13 protein-coding genes are annotated in these 16,623 nt (G+C 72.0%); 4 read left to right on the plus strand and 9 right to left on the minus strand.

Features of this window, described 5'->3' with window-relative positions; genetic code table 11:
• Positions 1-54 precede the first annotated feature (54 nt).
• The 4 genes from ACZ6I3_RS05255 to ACZ6I3_RS05270 form a co-directional block, all read right to left on the minus strand.
• Complete coding sequence (locus ACZ6I3_RS05255) at positions 55-885, minus strand: IclR family transcriptional regulator (RefSeq protein ID WP_469411888.1); 831 nt, start codon at positions 883-885, stop codon at positions 55-57.
• Positions 882-2,252, minus strand: coding sequence for an alpha/beta hydrolase family protein (locus ACZ6I3_RS05260; RefSeq protein ID WP_469411890.1), 1,371 nt, complete (start codon positions 2,250-2,252; stop codon positions 882-884). Before ACZ6I3_RS05260 ends, ACZ6I3_RS05255 begins: the two co-directional genes overlap by 4 nt.
• Positions 2,249-3,538, minus strand: a complete 1,290-nt coding sequence (locus ACZ6I3_RS05265) for an MFS transporter (protein WP_469411892.1) — start codon at positions 3,536-3,538, stop codon at positions 2,249-2,251. The genes ACZ6I3_RS05260 and ACZ6I3_RS05265 overlap by 4 nt, the downstream gene beginning before the upstream one ends.
• 137 nt (positions 3,539-3,675) lie before the next feature.
• Entirely contained in the window at positions 3,676-4,101 is a 426-nt protein-coding gene (locus ACZ6I3_RS05270; RefSeq protein ID WP_399017280.1) for a MarR family winged helix-turn-helix transcriptional regulator, read from the minus strand.
• 219 nt (positions 4,102-4,320) lie between these two features.
• Here ACZ6I3_RS05270 and ACZ6I3_RS05275 point away from each other — a divergent pair, with 219 nt between their 5' ends.
• Genes ACZ6I3_RS05275 through ACZ6I3_RS05290 form a run of 4 tightly spaced genes read left to right on the plus strand, consistent with a single transcriptional unit; the run spans position 4,321 to position 8,111 of the window.
• Positions 4,321-5,238 (plus strand): SDR family NAD(P)-dependent oxidoreductase, encoded by a 918-nt coding sequence (locus ACZ6I3_RS05275; RefSeq protein WP_469411894.1) that lies wholly within the window; start codon positions 4,321-4,323, stop codon positions 5,236-5,238.
• An 11-nt stretch (positions 5,239-5,249) separates the two neighbouring features.
• Positions 5,250-6,125: an amidohydrolase family protein gene (locus ACZ6I3_RS05280; protein ID WP_469411896.1), complete on the plus strand. Its 876-nt coding sequence runs from the start codon at positions 5,250-5,252 to the stop codon at positions 6,123-6,125.
• A 10-nt stretch (positions 6,126-6,135) separates the two neighbouring features.
• Complete coding sequence (locus ACZ6I3_RS05285) at positions 6,136-7,641, plus strand: acyl-CoA synthetase (RefSeq protein ID WP_469411898.1); 1,506 nt, start codon at positions 6,136-6,138, stop codon at positions 7,639-7,641.
• A gap of 14 nt (positions 7,642-7,655) precedes the next feature.
• Positions 7,656-8,111, plus strand: coding sequence for a MaoC family dehydratase (locus ACZ6I3_RS05290; RefSeq protein ID WP_469411900.1), 456 nt, complete (start codon positions 7,656-7,658; stop codon positions 8,109-8,111).
• Here ACZ6I3_RS05290 and ACZ6I3_RS05295 read toward each other — a convergent pair.
• The 5 genes from ACZ6I3_RS05295 to ACZ6I3_RS05315 all read right to left on the minus strand — a co-directional run bounded on the left by ACZ6I3_RS05295 (position 8,102) and on the right by ACZ6I3_RS05315 (position 16,548).
• Entirely contained in the window at positions 8,102-8,929 is an 828-nt protein-coding gene (locus ACZ6I3_RS05295) for a PaaX family transcriptional regulator (protein ID WP_469411902.1), read from the minus strand. The two genes, ACZ6I3_RS05290 and ACZ6I3_RS05295, sit on opposite strands and share 10 nt — an antisense overlap.
• Positions 8,930-9,145: 216 nt before the next feature.
• Positions 9,146-10,825 carry a PHP domain-containing protein gene (locus ACZ6I3_RS05300; RefSeq protein ID WP_469411904.1) on the minus strand — a complete coding sequence of 560 codons (1,680 nt, stop codon included), beginning with the start codon at positions 10,823-10,825 and terminating at the stop codon, positions 9,146-9,148.
• 22 nt (positions 10,826-10,847) lie between these two features.
• Entirely contained in the window at positions 10,848-12,674 is a 1,827-nt protein-coding gene (locus tag ACZ6I3_RS05305) for a LamG-like jellyroll fold domain-containing protein (protein WP_469411905.1), read from the minus strand.
• 47 nt (positions 12,675-12,721) lie between these two features.
• Positions 12,722-15,697, minus strand: coding sequence for a glycoside hydrolase family 2 TIM barrel-domain containing protein (locus ACZ6I3_RS05310; RefSeq protein WP_469411907.1), 2,976 nt, complete (start codon positions 15,695-15,697; stop codon positions 12,722-12,724).
• Positions 15,694-16,548: an alkaline phosphatase family protein gene (locus ACZ6I3_RS05315; RefSeq protein WP_469412466.1), complete on the minus strand. Its 855-nt coding sequence runs from the start codon at positions 16,546-16,548 to the stop codon at positions 15,694-15,696. The genes ACZ6I3_RS05310 and ACZ6I3_RS05315 overlap by 4 nt, the downstream gene beginning before the upstream one ends.
• Positions 16,549-16,623: the final 75 nt, after the last annotated feature.

Below are 16,623 nucleotides of genomic sequence, written 5' to 3' on the forward strand. Positions count from 1 at the left end.
TCGGGAGGGCGGGGCACTGGTCGCGTCCCGATTCCGCGCCTCCCTGTCACCTCACTATGCGGTCGATCGCCCCTGAGCGGACGGAAGTTCACTCGCACGAGTGCTTTCTCCGACATCGCGGAGCCCGCCGCCCCGGGCCCGCTCCGGCTGCCACCCCAGGGCCCGTGAGATCCCCCGCGCCGCCACCCTTACCGCGGGGGCGAGTACGGGAACCTGGGCGTCGATATGCGGGACCACGATGGACACGGCGGCGGTCACCGTGCCGTCCGCGGCCCGTACCGGGGCGGCCACCGACAGGGCGTCGTCCGTGATCTGACGGTCGCTCACCGCGACGCCGGTGCGGCGTACTTCGGCCAGTTCCCGCCGCAGCCGCGCCGGATCGGTGATCGTGTACGGCGTGAAGGACGCGAGTTCGCCCGCGCAGTACTCCGTCTGGAACCGCGGGTCGCCGTGGGCCAGCAGGGCGAGCCCGACGCCGGTGGCGTGCAGCGGCCAGCGGGCGCCGACGCGTATGTGCACGCCGACCGCCGACCGGCCCGACAGCCACTCGATGTAGACGACGTCCGACCCGTCCCGCACGGCCAATTGCACGTTCTCGTGCGTCGCCTCGTACAGGTCCTCCAGATACGGCAGCGCGATCTGCCGCAGGGCGAGGCCGCGCGGCGCCAGCGCGGCCAGCTCCCACAGCCGGAGCCCGACGTGGTAGACGCCGGAGTCGTCCCGCTCCAGGGCGCCCCACTCGGTGAGCGCGCCCACCAGCCGGTGGGCGGTGGTCAGGGTCAGCCCGGCCCGCCGGCTGATGTCCGTCAGGGACAGCGCCGGGTGCTCGTGGTCGAAGGCCGCGAGCACGGACAGCAGCCGGTCGGGCGCGGTGGGGCCGGTCATGGCCGGATGTCTCCCGGGTGGGCGAGGTCGTGGGGACGGGGGTAGGCGCTCGGGCGGTAGGGGACGTAGCGGGCCGCGGTCGTCGGGTCCTCCTGCCCCGCACGGGAGTTGAGCGTGCCGGGCGACACGTCCCAGCGGCCCGTGTCCAGGCGGTCCTCCAGGGTGTCCAGGGCGGCCAGCGTCTCGCCGGTGGTGAAGGTGCAGTGGCCGGGGCCGTCGACGTACGCCTGGCGCAGCAGCCCCGCGGAGCCGCCGGCCGTGGCCGCACGCCGATAGGCGCTCTCGGCCTGCACCGGGATCAGCGCGTCACCCGTCGTGTGGATGTTCAGCTGGGGGTCGGTGAGCCGGCCGGAGAGCACGCTGGTGTTCCGCATCCACCCCACGGCCGAGGGGTCGGCGGAGATCCGGGGTGCCCGGCCGAGGGCCGAGAGGTCGCCGCGCAAGGACAGTCCGGCCTCCTTGTAGAGCTCGGTCACCTCTTTGTACAGCGGGGACCGGGCGAGCAGGGCGGTGTAGTCGACACCGGTGTTCCAGGACGGGTTGCCGCCCGCCCGGCTCTCGGCCTCCTGCCGCCAGCTGAAGGCGGGCCTCTGGATGAGCCCCCGGACGGCAGTGAACTGGTTGGACTGCTGGGTGCCCCAGTCGGTGGGGCCCGGCTTCTGCTGCGAGGCGTCGTTGTAGCCGGGGATGTTGTGCAGAGCCGCTGCGAGGGCGATGCGCGCCCGGCCCCCCGGGGTCTGCTGGGCGGCGTCCACCTTCGTGGTGAGCGACTTCGCGGCGGCGACCGCCTCGGCCTGGTCCGCGAATCCCGCCAGCCGGATGCCGGAGCCCGGGGCGAGCAGCGTGCGCAGCGCGAACACCGGGTCCAGGGTGCTGTTCCAGTTGGCGACGCCGCCCTGCACCAGCCCGCACATCGACAGCGAGCCGTCGAAGCGGTCGGCGTGCCGCTCGGCGAGCATGGTGGTGACGAAGCCGCCGTAGGAGGTGCCCCAGGCCAGCGTCCGCCGGGCCTGCCCGAACTTCTCGGTGAACAGGTCCAGCGTGGCGAGCTGGTCGGGCACCGCCTCGGTGATGGCCCAGCCGTTCGTCGCGTACGAGGAGCCGATCAGCGCGTAGCCCTCGGCCAGCAACTTGTCCCGGGCGGCGGAACCCGGTGTGTTCTGGGCCGGGTTGGGGGCCCCGGCCGGGGAGTAGCCGTGGCTGTACAGCAGCACCGTGCCGTTCCAGGACGCCGGTACGTCCATCACGTACGCGGCGCCCGAGGGGAGCTTGCCCTCCAGATGACTGTCGGTGGCGTCGGCGGCCTGCGCGGGCAGGGCGGTCGCCAGGGACAGGCAGGTGGTCAGTAGAGCGAGGCGGATCCTCAACGCGGGGTTCCTTCCAGAGTGGGGGTGGCGGCGGGGGAGTCCAGGGCGTCCGTGTGCGTCTCGCGCAGCCGCCACACGGTGACGGCGGTGATCGCCGCGCCCGCGCACAGCAGCAGCGAGACGGGCGTGCTGCCACCCCCGTACGAGGCGAGGAGGCTGCCGGCGATCAGCGGGGAGAAACCGGCGCCGACCAGGGTGGCCGCCTGGTAGCCGAGGGAGGCGCCGGTGTAGCGGACGCGGGTGCCGAACATCTCGGTGAGCAGCGCGCCGAGCGGCCCGTACATCGTGGACTGGGCGACACCGTGACCGAGGGCGAGCGCGAGGATGAGCAGACCGGGGGAGCCCGAGTCGACCAGGGCCAGTACGGGGAAGGCGAGCGCGGCCGAGGCGAGGGCGCCGGCGAGCACGACGGGCCGGCGGCCGACCCGGTCCGACAGCGCGGACGCGGCGGGCAGGACGGCGAGGGCCACGCAGGAGGCGACGGTCACCGCGGTCAGCACCTGCGGCCGGGTGTACCCCTCGCCGACGGCGTAGGAGATCATGAAACTCGTCAGCAGCGACTGGGTGGTGAAGGCGCCGATGCCGACGCAGGCGGCGAGCAGCACGGGCTTCGGGCGGCGCAGCACCTCCACGATCGGCGGCTTGTCCACGGGCTCCCGCTTGGCCTGCGCGAACAGCGGGCTCTCGGCGACCTTGAGGCGCACGAAGAGACCGACGGCCAGCAGCACGATGCTCAGCAGGAACGGCACCCGCCAGCCCCAGGAGCGGAAGTCGTCGTCGGGCAGGCCGGCGACGAGGGTGACCACACCGGCCGACAGCACGGAGCCGAGCGGGGCGCCGAGCTGGGTGAAGCTGGACCACAGACCGCGCCGGGAGCCCTGCGTCTTCTCGGCGTGCTCGACGACCATCAGCATGGCGCCGCCCCACTCGCCGCCGATCGCGATGCCCTGCACGACGCGCAGGGCGACGAGCAGGACCGGGGCCCAGACGCCGATCGCGTCGTAGGTGGGCAGCAGGCCGATGAGGAAGCTGCCCAGGCCCATCAGGACCATGGTCAGCAGCATCATCGACTTGCGTCCGATCCGGTCGCCGAAGTGGCCGAAGACGATGCCGCCGAGCGGACGGGCGAGATAGCCCGCGGCGAAGGTCCCGAACGCCGCGATGGTGCCGACGGCCGGGTCGGCCTGGGGGAAGAACAGGTCGCCGAAGACGAGCGCGGCGACCGTGCCGTAGACGAGGAAGTCGTAGAACTCGACGGTCGTGCCGAGCAGGCCGGAGACGGCCACACGGCGCAACTGCTTTGAATCCGGGGCGGGTTGAGCGGCTGAGGGGGATGGCTGCACGGGGAGCTCCCTGGGGACGGGTCTCGGATAGCCCGTGAAGTTATGCATCCATCGTGCAGCAGTCAATCATTTGCACAACATCAGTTCAGGCCGTCCTCCGCGATCCGCAGCAGCAGCGCGTGCAGCGCCTCCCGCTCGGCTTCCTCCAGCGGGCCCAGCAGTTCGTTGGTCACTCTCAGTCCGGCCTCGTCGGTGTCGCGCAGGAACGCGCGGCCGCTCTCGGTCAGCACGACGATCCGGCTGCGGCGGTCGTCGGGGGAGGGGCGGCGCTCGGCGAAACCCAGCTTCTCCAGGTCGTCGACCAGGCCGACGATGGCGCTCGGGTCGTAGCCGAGCCGGGTGCTCAGCTCGCGCTGGAGGGCGCCCTCGGTGGTGGCGAGGAAGCGCAGCACCGCGTAGTGGCGCAGACGCACGCCCGACTCCTGGAGGCAGGCGTTGAAGAGCTGCCCCGAGCGCAGGCCCAGGCGGTACAGCAGGTAGCCCGTGTCGGCGTGCAGCCCGCGCATCCACGGCTCGTGCGCGTCGATGGGCTTCGGGGTGACGTTCTGGCGTGCGATGGCGGGCTCCCTGTGCTCGGTGCTTCCTGGGATTCCAGCATCTCGCACCCGTGGGTCATCAACAACTATTGACGTCAACAATTATTGCTCTTAGCTTCGATCTCGAAGACGCACCACTCGCGTCAGGAAGCCGCACCACCCCGCATCAGCTCGTGAAGGGACCCACCCGTGCCCAGCATCGATCTCTCCGGCAAGGTCGCCGTCGTCACCGGCAGCGGCCGGGGCCTCGGCCTCGCCTACGCGCATGCCCTGGCCGCCCACGGCGCGTCCGTGGTGGTCAACGACGTCGACGAGGCCGTGGCCGAGGCGGCCGTGAAGTCCATCGCGGAAGCGGGCGGCCGGGCCGTCGCCGAGGTCGTCCCGGTCGGCACCTCCGAGGCCGCGGAGCGGCTGGTGAACCGCGCGGTCGAGGAGTTCGGCCGGCTGGACGTCCTCGTCACCAACGCGGGCATCCTGCGCGACAAGGTGCTGTGGAAGATGACCGACGAGGACTTCGACGCGGTGATCACCACCCACCTCAAGGGCACCTTCACCTGCGCCCGCGCCGCCGCCGTCCGGATGCGCGAGCAGGGCGAGGGCGGCTCGCTGATCCTGGTCGGCTCCCCGGCCGGGCAGCGCGGCAACTTCGGCCAGACGAACTACGCCGCCGCCAAGGCCGGCATCGCCGCCATGGCCCGCACCTGGTCCATGGAGCTGGGCCGCGCGAACATCACCGTCAACGCGATCGTGCCGGTCGCGGCGACCGCGATGACCGAGACGATCCCGGCCTTCGCCCCGTACATCGACGCCATGCGCGGCGGCGAGCCGCTGCCGGACTTCCTGCGCAAGGGCGAGGGCTTCGGCACCCCGGAGGACTGCGCGGCCCTGGTCCCCTTCCTCGCCTCCGAGGCCGCCCGGGGCGTCACCGGCCAGGCCATCGGCATCGGCGGCGACAAGGTGGCACTCTGGTCGCATCCGCAGGAGATCAGGGCGGCGTACGCCGACGGCGGCTGGACCCCCGGCGCCCTGGCCGACGCCTGGCCCACCTCGGTCGGTGCCGAACCCCAGTCGGTCGGCATCCCGGCGCCGAAGTTCCCGGAGGCGTGATGGCCCCCTCGATGAACGCAGACGACCTCGTCGCGATCGACGTCCACACCCACGCGGAGGTGTCCTCCAAGGGCCACTCCTCCTTGGACGACGACCTGCACGACGCCTCCTCCGCCTACTTCAAGGTCGAGGGCAAGCGGAAGCCGACCCTGGAGGAGACCGCCGCGTACTACCGCGAGCGGAGGATGGCCGCCGTGATCTTCACGGTCGACGCCGAGTCCGCCACCGGCACCCCGCCCGTCCCCAACGAGGAGGTCGCCGAGGCCGCCGCCGCCAACGCCGACGTCCTCATCCCCTTCGCCTCCATCGACCCCTTCCGGGGGAAGGCGGGCGTCAGGCAGGCCCGCCGCCTGGTCGAGGAGTACGGGGTGAAGGGCTTCAAGTTCCACCCCAGCATCCAGGGCTTCTTCCCCAACGACCGCTCGGTGGCCTACGACCTCTACGAGGTCATCGAGGAGACCGGCACCATCGCCCTGTTCCACACCGGCCAGACGGGCATCGGCGCCGGTGTGCCCGGCGGCGGCGGGATCCGCCTCAAGTACTCCAACCCCCTCCACGTGGACGACGTCGCCGCCGACTTCCCGCATCTGAAGATCATCCTGGCGCACCCGTCCTTCCCCTGGCAGGACGAGGCCCTGGCCGTCGCCACACACAAGCCGGGCGTGCACATCGACCTGTCCGGCTGGTCGCCGAAGTACTTCCCGCCGCAGCTCGTGCAGTACGCGAACACGCTGCTGAAGGACAAGGTCCTCTTCGGCTCCGACTTCCCCGTCCTCACTCCCGACCGCTGGCTCGCCGACTTCGACAAGCTGACGATCAAGGAAGAGGTCCGGCCGAAGATCCTCAAGGAGAACGCCGCCCGCCTGCTCGGGCTGACGAAACCGTAAGGGGCGTGACATGCGCAACGAGGGACTGGGGTCATGGCCCGCACGCCGGGCCCGCAAGACCCCGCACCGCACCGCCCTGATCCACGGCGACACCACCCGCACCTACGCCGGTCTGTACGAGCGCACCACCCGCCTCGCGCACGCCCTGCGCGAGCGGGGCATCCGGCGCGGCGACCGCATCGCCTACCTCGGCCCGAACCACCCCTCCTATCTGGAGACCCTGTTCGCGGCCGGCACCCTCGGCGCGGTCTTCGTCCCCCTCAACACGCGCCTGGCCGGCCCCGAGATCGCCTACCAGCTCGCCGACTCCGGCGCCAAGGCCCTCGTCTACGGCCCCTCGCACGCCGGTCTGGTCGCGGGACTCCCGGGCAGCACGGATGTGCGTACGTACGCCGAGGTGGGCGCCGAGTACGAGGAGGCGCTGGCGTCGGCCTCCGAAGAGCCCATCGACACACCGGTCACTCCGGACGACACCTGCATCATCATGTACACCTCGGGCACGACCGGCCGCCCCAAGGGCGCCATGCTCACCCATGGCAACCTCACCTGGAACGCGGTCAACGTCCTCGTCGACACCGATCTGATCGCCGACGAACGCGCCCTGGTCTCCGCCCCGCTCTTCCACACCGCCGGGCTGAACATGCTGACGCTCCCGGTCCTGCTGAAGGGCGGCGCCTGCGTCCTGGTCGAGGCCTTCGACCCGGACGCCACCTTCGATCTGATCGAGCGGCACCGGATCACCTTCATGTTCGGCGTGCCGACGATGTTCGACCAGGTGGCCAGGCACCCGCGCTGGCCGGCGGCGGACCTCTCCTCGCTGCGGATCCTGACCTGCGGCGGCTCCCCGGTCCCCACCCCGCTGATCGCGGCCTACCAGGAGCGCGGACTGACCTTCCTCCAGGGCTACGGCATGACCGAGGCCGCGCCCGGCACGCTGTTCCTCGACGCCGAGCACGCCGTCAGCAAGGCGGGTTCGGCGGGCGTGCCGCACTTCTTCAGCGACGTACGGGTCGTACGGCCGGACCTCGGGCCGGCCGACGTGGGCGAGGTCGGGGAGGTCGTGGTGCGCGGACCGCATGTCATGCCCGGCTACTGGGGGCTGCCCGAGGAGACGGCCGCGTCCTTCGCGGACGGCTGGTTCCGCAGCGGCGACGCGGCCCAGGTCGACGAGGACGGCTACGTCCACATCGTCGACCGCATCAAGGACATGATCATCTCCGGCGGGGAGAACATCTACCCCGCCGAGATCGAGGACCGGCTCCTCGCCCACCCGGACATCGTCGAGTGCGCGGTCATCGGCGTGGCGGACGACAAGTGGGGCGAGGTACCGCGCGCGGTCGTCGTCCCCCGCGAGGGCTCCGACCTCGACCCCGACGAGGTGCTCGCGTCGCTCGCGGGCCACCTCGCCAAGTACAAGATCCCGAAGTCGGTCGTCGTCGCGGACGAACTCCCGCGCACCGCCTCCGGAAAGCTCCTCAAGTCCCGCGTGCGCAAGCGCTACGGCACCGACTCCTAGCGAAGGAAAGCTGAATGAGCATCACCGTCAACGGTCTCGGCGAACTGAAGAAGCTCGCGGGCAGCGACCTCGGCACCAGCGAGTGGATCGAGGTCACCCAGGAGCGGATCGACACCTTCGCCGACGCGACCGGGGACCACCAGTGGATCCATGTGGACCCCGAGAAGGCCAAGGAGGGCCCCTTCGGCGCCCCCATCGCACACGGCTACCTCACGCTCTCCCTCTTCATCCCGCTGTTCACCGAGCTGCTGGACGTCCAGGGCGTGACGACGAAGGTCAACTACGGGCTCAACAAGGTGCGTTTCCCCTCCCCCGTGAAGGTGGGCTCCCGCATCCGCCTGACGGCCAGGCTCGCCGAGGTCGAGGAGGTGCCCGGCGGCGTACAGATCACCGTCGAGGGCGCCATCGAGATCGAGGGCGGCGCCAAGCCCGCGGCGGTGCTGCAGAGCCTGTCGCGCTTCTACGCCTGAGGCCGCGCGGGCACCAGGTCGAGCAGACGTTCCGAGGCGTCGCGCGCGAGCGGTGACAACCGGTCGTGCACGGACCGGAACGTCTTCTCGGCCCGGTCCGCCGGCCAGTCGTCCGGGAGGTGCCTGACGGGCAGGCGCGGGTCGCGCCGGACGATGCGCAGCCACTCGGTCTGGAGCCGCAGGCGCAGGACGAGCGCGTCGTCGGCGTCCGGCAGGTCGTCCTCCCAGGGCTGCCAGCGCCGTACGAACGCCTCGTACTGCCCGGCCAGGTCGGACAGCTCCCAGGTCTCCTCGATCATCTGGCCGATGTCCATGCCGGTGTCCGCGTGGGCCCGGAAGACCTTCACATGGGCGGACAGGCCGAGCTCGGCGACCAGCGCCGACACGTCGACCTCGCCCGGGGCGATCCACAGGCCGTTGAACAGCGGTCCGAAGCCGCTCCAGGTCAGCTGGGAGCGCAGGTCGTGGCGCTGGCGCTGCCAGGACTCCGGCAGGGAGAAGCCGAGCAGGGTCCAGGTGCCGTCCCAGTGCCGGTTGACGGCGCCGGTCTGCCAGATGCGCCGCTCGCCGTCGCGCAGCACCGCCTCCGAGCGCTCCGTCAGCCCGAAGTACATCCGGCGGCCCTCGCGCTGGCGGCGCAGCAGGTCACGGCCCACCATCCGGGTCAGCGTCGAGCGGGTCGCCTGTTCGCCGATCCCGGCGCGGGCGAACACGTCGATGACGCTGCCCGAGTACACGCACACCTCACGCCCGAGCACCTGGTCGCCCAGGAAGGTCAGCATGAGGGACTGGGGCCGCAGCGCCTCTTCACCGGTCACGCGGCCCACCGTACCTCCGCCGGATCAGTCCGTGACCTGCTGGTACGCGTGAAGGCCGTCGTCACGGAGCGGACGCCGGACGGGCCGACCTGGAGGAGCGGCCGGAGCGCCGGGAGGGGGCTGCCCGAGGCGTCCCACCGCTGCGCGCCGGCGGCCGAGGCCCTGCCGGCGCCCAGCGATGAGGCATGTACGGCGCCTAATTGACGTGTCGTCCGGTCAGGAGCCTGCCACGTCGACGAACACGGGGTTGGAGTAGAACCACGTGTCCGCCCACGGGTCACCGTCCCCGGGCGCGTGCGGGACCGGCCCGTGCGGGTCGACCGACGCACCGAGGTAGCCGGTGCCGTTCCGGTTGCCGTCGCTGCCGCGCAGCCGGACGTAGAAGGACTCCTCGCCCGCCGTCAGCGGGACGCGCAGGGTGTAGGTGCCCTTGCGGCCGGAGACGTCCTGCGACCGGACGACGCGGGTGTCCGGGGCCTTCCAGGTGTCGCGGTCGCCGACCGGGCCGCGCACCGCCCCGCGGATGACGTCCACGTGCGCCAACTCGGGCAGGATGCCCTGGGGGTTGGGCCGCGAGGCGGTCGTCACGGTGATGTGCAGCGTGAGCCTCTCGCCCTTGCGGACGCGCAGCCGGCCGCCGAGCGTCACGCCCCGGCCCCGGTCGCGGTCCCGCGTCAGCCGTACGTCGAGCCCGTCGAGCAGATGCCCGTGGTCCAGCCAGACCCGGCCCGCGCGCAGGCCCGCCATGACCGCGCGGTAGCCGTAGCGGGTCACGCCCACGTGGGTGCGGCTGAACTGCCCGGGCCAGAAGTCGCTGCCGGGCTGCGGGGTGTCGGTGTTCACCGGGTCGGGCAGCCTGCCGGTGCTGTCGAAGTTCTGCCCGGCCGGCCAGTCGCCGTTCTTCCAGGTGTCGAAGACGATCCGGTGGGCGTCGGAGTTGGTGGTGATCGAGAACAGCCGGCCCTCGGCGAGCATCGAGTCCCACAGGCCGCCGACGGTCGCGGTCGCCCAGTCGAAGCCGCCGTACGTCAGATAGGCCTCCGCCGGGTAGCCGGGCCAGGACTGCGCGGACGGCTTGTTCTCGTACTCGCCGCGGATCGAGGTGGCACCCCGCCAGCCGGGGATGGCGGCGCCCTGGGCGCCCGGCGCGCCCTCCATGCCGATCATGATCTCGGGGGCCGCGTCCCGCCAGGCGCGCATCTCGTGCGGGGAGTCGATGCCCAGGCGCAGGGGGTGGTTGGCGAGGACCAGCACGTCGTCGACGTAGCCCGAACGACGCTGCTGGGCCAGCCACTTGAGCGCCTTGACGGCGTGGGCCTCGTTGCGGGCGGTGTCCGCGTCGGCGGGGCCGCCCTTGTCGTAGCCGAGCAGCTTGCCGTCGTAGGCGCGCTCGAAGCGGGTGAGCAGGTCGACCTCGTGCCGGCCGGGCGTGGTGAACACCGTGCAGTGCTCGGCGGCCGGGATGTACCACTCCAGGCCCTGGAAGATGAGCTGCCGCGGGTTCTCGGCCCGCGCCCTCAGGATCTCCTTGTGCTCCAGCGAGGCCCCGAAGTCGGCGTGCCCGAAGTTGGAGTGCTCGGTGAACACCATCCAGTCCAGGCCGTACTTCGCGCCCGCCGCGGCGAGCTGGGAGAACGTGTACTTGGCGTCGTGGCTGTAGACGGTGTGGATGTGATGGTCGCCGACGAGGTAGGCGAGGCGGGGGTCCTCGCCGCCCAGCCGTCTGTCACCGGCGGCCAGGGCGGGGGTCTGCGCGCTCGCCGCCGAGCCCAGGGCGAACGCGGCGCCGAACAGGCCCGCGCGGCGCAGGAGCCCGCGGCGGGAGACGCCCTGCGGATCGAGGACGGTGGGGGAGACGGACGGATCGGCCCAGGCGGGCAACTGCTGCTCGGACATGATCGACAAGCCCTTCGGGATCTCAGTGGTTCATGAACGAGGTGACGGGCAGCGCCCGGGCGACGATCCGGACGTCGCCGAGCCGGCCGTGGAAGATCTGGTCGATCTTGCCGCCGTACTCGTAGCCGCCCAGCAGCCACGGCAGACCGACGGAGGTGATGCCGACGGAGGCCGCCTTGGGGTTGCGCAGCACCGGGCAGCCCTCGACGTACAGCGTGCTGTGCCTGCCGTCGTTGACGACCGCGAGGTGCCACCAGGTCTCCAGCGGGGTCTCCTGGGCCCAGTTGGTGGCGATGCCCTGCTGGTTGAGCGGGCGCATCGCCCACTGCGGCTCACGGTCGTTGGACAGCGACAGGGTGGCCAGCGGCTCGTCCGGGTCGTCGGCGGTCTTGCCGGCGGCGCCGCCCGTACCCGTGCGCGAGACCAGACCCGACCAGGCGTTGTGGTTTGGGTCCCAGTCGGCGGGCAGCCGGTAGAACGCCTCGATGGTGTAGCCGTCCTCGAAGGTGGCCGCGTTGAGCGGGGCGCCGTCGACCGTGCGCAGATAGGCGCCCTTCAGCGGTGACTTGAAGCCCTGGAACTCCAGGCTGCCGTGGCCCGGCTGGTCGGGGTGGTGGTCCGCCGACCAGCCCAGCGCGCCGCCACCCACGGTGACGAGCGAGAGGTTGTTGCCGCGCCCGGACAGGTCGCGGACCGTGCCGTTCACCGGTTTCTCGAAGCGCCAGTACGCCATCGTGCCCGGGACCAGCAGCTTCGCGGCGGGCCTGGCCGGTCGTGCGGGCACCGGGGCGAAGCCGGAGAAGCGCTTCTCGAAGTCGATCTCGACGGAGAACCGGTCGGCGTCGCCGCTCAGCTCCATCTCCTGCCGCTCCAGCTCGTTGAGCCCCTTCCCGGCCCGGCCCAGGATCCACGGGGAGACCGTCTCCACGTCGATGACGTTCCGGTCCAGGTCGAAGCGGTAGAGGCGGATCATGGCCGCGCCGCCGAAGTAGCGGTTCTGGTAGTTCGTCAGATGCAGATGGACGTCGTGCCCGGCCGCGTTCTTCCGCGTCGCGCGGGCGGCGGGCCAGTAGTGCCCGTTGAGGGTGAGGAAGATCTGGTCGTGCTCCTCGACGAGCTGGTCCCAGAGCTGCTGCCCGTACTCCGACAGGGAGTCGTCCTCGACGACCAGTTCGTGCGTCGTGAGGATCACCGGCGTCTTCGGGTGCTTCGCCAGCACCTGCTTCGCCCACGCGTAGCCCTGCGGCGACAGCCGCCAGTCCAGGGCCAGCACCATCCACTCCCGGCCGCCCGCCGTGAACAGGTGGAAGGTGTTGTAGCCGTCCGGGGAGGCGCCGCCGAACGTCGGCTTCCCCTGGAACCGCCGCGGACCGAAGGCGTCCAGGTACGGCGTCGCTCCGCGCTGGTCGGTCGTCGACGACTTCACGTCGTGGTTGCCGGCCAGGACGCTGTAGCCGACGCCCCGCCGGTCCAGCAGCCGGAACGCCTCGCCGATCGCCGCGAACTCCGCCTTCGCGCCGTTCTGCGTGAGGTCCCCGAGATGCGACAGGAAGACGAGGTTCTCCTCCTTGCCGTGCTCCAGCAGATAGCGCAGCGACGCCTCCACCGGTGCCTTGTCGATGCTCGGTCCGTCGAAGAGGTACTGGGTGTCCGGCATCACGGCGAGCGTGAAGCGGCGGCTGTGCGGATCGGGACGCCGACTCGACGGCGCCGCAGCGGCGGTGACGGCCGGCAGCGCGGCCACCGCCCCGGCGGTCGCGCCGAGCAGCGCCGTGGCACGGAGGAAACTGCGTCTTCCGGCACCGGCCTGGGGCGCCTCGCCCAGGTCGTGGTCATGCGAAGTGCACACGGGTGCTCCATGAGGTGACAGAGAGAAGGGGAGACAGGGAGAGGAACTCAGAGAACGCGCAGCGTCCAGCTCCAGCGATGGACTCCGGCCGCGACGAGATAGGAAGCGAAGGTGTCGGGCCCGCACGACGCCGTGCCGAGACCCCGGTGCGCCGCGTCGATGTGCACCACGCACCCGGCACGCGGCACCAGTTCGTCGTGATGCGCCGCCGAAGCCAGGTCGGCCGCGCGATGGCGGGTCACGGACACCTGGCACGGCTGGTCCAGCCGCACCGCCAGCCCGGTGGCGTCCGGCGCGGACAGCGTGAACCGCCTTACGCCGTGCCGCCCGCCGCTCTCCTGCGGCCGCAGATACGGCGTGAACAGCTCGTCCACCGGCAGACCGTGGTGGCCCACGGGCGCGCCCGCGCCCCGGTCCGGATACGACTCCCAGGGGCCCTGCCCGAACCACTCCAGCAGGTTCAGCCCGGGAACCGTCTCGAAGACCGACCCGACCCGTGCCACGTCGTCCAGCGCCTCGGGCAGCTCGGCGCTCTCCTCCACCAGCAGCCCGCCCTCGACGGCCGTGAACACCTGCTCGTGCCGGACCGTCCCGCCCGGGCAGAGAAGGTCGGCGACGACGGCCACCCGGCCCGGGTCACGCCGTACGGCGACGAGCTTCCGGGCGGGCGCGTCCAGCCCCCAGTCCCGCCAGCGGCCCGCCATACCGCCCAGTTCGTCGTTGTCGGTGGGCGCCCGCCACAGCGACAGCGTGGGCGCGGCCGCCAGCAGCGGATGGACCAGCAGCCCGTCCTCGTCGACTTCCACCGGGCGGTTCGCGACCGGGGTGTGCCGTGCCGGTTCCGCCGCCCGCAGCCGCACCTGCGGCAGGCACACGACCGTGCCGCGCGGCGCCCAGGTCTCGTCCCCGGCCGTCGTGACGCGCAGGGTCAGCCAGGCCTCGCCGCCGTCCTCCGGCAGGTCGAACGGCAGCGGCACGGCGGCCGTCTCGCCCGGCCGCAGATCGGGCAGCTCGGCGGGAGCGGTGAGGGTGCCGCCGTCGGCGAGGGACAGCTCCCACTCGCCGGACAGCCAGCCCAGGCCGCGGAAGTGCTGGTGGTTGCCGAGGACGATGCCCTCGTGCCGGAAGCACTCGATCCGCACCGGCGCGGCGATCTCCCGGTGCTCGAACATCACGGGCTTGGGGGTGCGGTCGGGGAAGACCACCCCGTCGGCGATGAAGGCGCCGTCGTGGTCGCTCTCGCCGAAGTCGCCGCCGTACGCCCAGCGATGCCCGGGCGCGGCGACACCGTTGTCATAGAGCCCGGCGCCCCCACGCCCGGCCGGTCTGCCGTCGTTCACACGCTGGAGGATGCCGTGGTCCCAGAACTCCCAGATGAACCCGCCCTGAAGACCCGGGGTGGCCTCGATGGCCTCCCAATGGTCGGCCAGCGTGCCGTTGCTGTTGCCCATGGCGTGCGAGTACTCGCACTGGATGAGCGGCTTGGTCTGGGTCCCGGACATGGCGTGCGCGACGCACTCCTGAAGGGGTGCGTACATCGGGCAGGCGATGTCGGAGGCCAGGTCCGGATCGGCCCAGCCGAGCTTGGCGGCGCCCTCGTACTGCACCGGCCGCCGGGCCGGGTCGTGCCGGCGCACCCAGCCCGCCGCCGCGTCGTGGTTCGCCCCGTAGTCGGACTCGTTGCCCAGCGACCAGATGATGACCGACGGGTGGTTCTTGTCCCGCAGCACCATCCGCGCGACCCGGTCGACGAAGGCGCCCAGATAGCGCGGGTCGTCGGCGATCTCGTGCGCGTGGTCGTGGGACTCGAGGTCCGCCTCGTCGACGACGTAGAAGCCGAGCTCGTCGGCCAGGTCGTACAGGGACGGGTCGTTCGGGTAGTGCGCGGTGCGGATCGCGTTGAAGCCGAACCGCTTCAGCAGGACGAGGTCCGCGCGCATGTCGTCGTACGACACCGTCCGGCCGGTCAGCGGATGGAAGTCGTGCCGGTTGACGCCCCGGATGAACACGCGTTCGCCGTTGACCAGCAGGTCCCGGCCGGAGATCTCGACGTCGCGGAAGCCGATGCGGTGGTGCGAGGTGTCGGCGACCGTGCCGTCGGCGCGGTGCAGCCGTACGGTCAGCCCGTAGAGCTCGGGCGTCTCGGCGGTCCAGGTGCGCACGTCCGGCACGGCGGTCCGCAGCCGGGCCTCGCCGAGGAAGTCGGAGACGCGCTCGTCCTCGGCGTTGGCGTGGTCGAACTCCGTGTCCTGCGTGAGCAGGTGCCCGTCCAGCTCCCCGCTGACGTACCAGCCCTCGGGCAGGGCCCCTCCCGTGTCCCGCACCCGGCAGTCCACCCGCAGGTCACCGTCCCGCCGGGCCCGCACGGCCACGTCCGCGAGATGCAGCGGTTCCCGCGCGTACAGCAGTACCGAGCGGGTGATCCCGCCGTGCCACCAGTGGTCCTGGTCCTCGATGTGCGAGGCGTCCGACCACTTCACGACCGTCAGCCGCAGAGTGGCCCTCCCCCAGCCTTCGGCCGGGGGGACCCCCATCTCGCTTCGCTCGCCGGGGCGCAGCACCGGCGTCAGATCGAACTCGGCGGCCAGATGGGAGTCCTTGGAGATGCCGACGGGCCGCCCGTCCACATGGACCAGCAGCACGCTCTCGGCGGCCCCGACCTGGAGCACGATCCGTCGCCCGGCCCACTCGGCCGGCACGTCCAGCGCCCGCTCGTACACGCCCGTCGGGTTGGCGGCGGGCACCTGAGGCGGGAACTCGGCGAACGGCATGCGGATGTTCAGGTACCGGGGAAGGTCGTCCGTGCCCTGCATGGTCCACACGCCGGGTACGTACGACGACGACCAGACCTCCCCGAGCGGGGCGTCCGGCGCGGGCAGCAGCTGGAAGCGCCAGTCGCCGTCCAGGGAGACGGCTCCCGCCCGCCGGTCGACGGCGTTCATCGGCAGACGTCCCCAGGAGGTGACCTCGGGTGCCTCCCAGGGGCGCAGGGCGAGCAGGGGATCGAGAGATGCGTCGGTCATGGCCATTCCGGAGTCGGTGCGGTGGGGCGGGGCAGGACGCGGCCCGGCAGCTCCCAGGCGGGATCGAGGGGGATGCCGAGCCGGTCCAGGACGGTGGGGGCGATGTCGACGAGGCGGGGTGTGTCGAGCCGGGTGCCCCCTGTCATGCCGGGCTCGGCGAGGATGACGAAGACCTCCCGCTCGGCGCGTGTGCCGCCGCCGTGGCCACCGGAGTCCAGGTGGCCGTGGTCCGTGGTGATCAGCACGGTCCAGCGCTCGGGGGCGGGCCGCGCGTCGATCGCGTCCAGGAGCCGCCCGAGGTGGGCGTCCTGGGCCAGGAGGGCGTCGTCGTAGGCGGGGGAGAGGGGGCCGGTGGAGTGCCCGGCTTCGTCGGTGGCGCCGAAGTACACGAACAGCACGTCCGGGCCGGACGTGGTGAGCCAGCGGAGGGCGGTGCGGGCGACGCGGCGGTCCGCGGTTCCGTACCCCCAGAATTCGCCGTTGTGGCGTACCCGTCGGCCGATGCCCCGGCCGAGGGTGCCGCGCCGGACCAGGGCGGGCCAGGAGACGACGGCCGCTGTGCGCAGATCGGGCTGTACGGCTGCGGCGCGGGTCAGGAAGTCGGGGTAGCGGGAGTAGTCGGCGCCCTTGAAGTCGTTGCCGGTGACCCCGTGCCGGTCGGGCCACACCCCGGTGAGGATGCTGGACCAGCCGGGGCCGGAGTCGGTGTAGGCCGTGCCGGACGAGGGCTCGTCGTCGGCCCGGCCGTAGGGCAGCAGGCTCGTGCCGTGGGCACCCGTGGCCATCAGGTCGTGCAGCACGGGTGCGGTGGAAGGGGAGCGGGTCAGCCGGTCGTAGCGCAGGCCGTCCATGCCGACGACGAGGACCTTGGCGTTGACTTCCGTCACGGGGCCTCTCCTATGAGCTCGGGACCGACTGCCGGTTCT

It is taken from the genome of Streptomyces sp. NPDC041940 (assembly GCF_055589465.1).

Coding starts and splice junctions, on each gene's coding strand:
- ACZ6I3_RS05310 (WP_469411907.1), bottom strand. CDS start 15,697: ATGACCGACGCATCTCTCGATCCCCTGCTCGCCCTGCGCCCCTGGGAG.
- ACZ6I3_RS05280 (WP_469411896.1), top strand. CDS start 5,250: ATGAACGCAGACGACCTCGTCGCGATCGACGTCCACACCCACGCGGAG.
- ACZ6I3_RS05300 (WP_469411904.1), bottom strand. CDS start 10,825: ATGTCCGAGCAGCAGTTGCCCGCCTGGGCCGATCCGTCCGTCTCCCCC.
- ACZ6I3_RS05285 (WP_469411898.1), top strand. CDS start 6,136: ATGCGCAACGAGGGACTGGGGTCATGGCCCGCACGCCGGGCCCGCAAG.
- ACZ6I3_RS05255 (WP_469411888.1), bottom strand. CDS start 885: ATGACCGGCCCCACCGCGCCCGACCGGCTGCTGTCCGTGCTCGCGGCC.
- ACZ6I3_RS05270 (WP_399017280.1), bottom strand. CDS start 4,101: ATGCGCGGGCTGCACGCCGACACGGGCTACCTGCTGTACCGCCTGGGC.
- ACZ6I3_RS05315 (WP_469412466.1), bottom strand. CDS start 16,548: ATGGACGGCCTGCGCTACGACCGGCTGACCCGCTCCCCTTCCACCGCA.
- ACZ6I3_RS05290 (WP_469411900.1), top strand. CDS start 7,656: ATGAGCATCACCGTCAACGGTCTCGGCGAACTGAAGAAGCTCGCGGGC.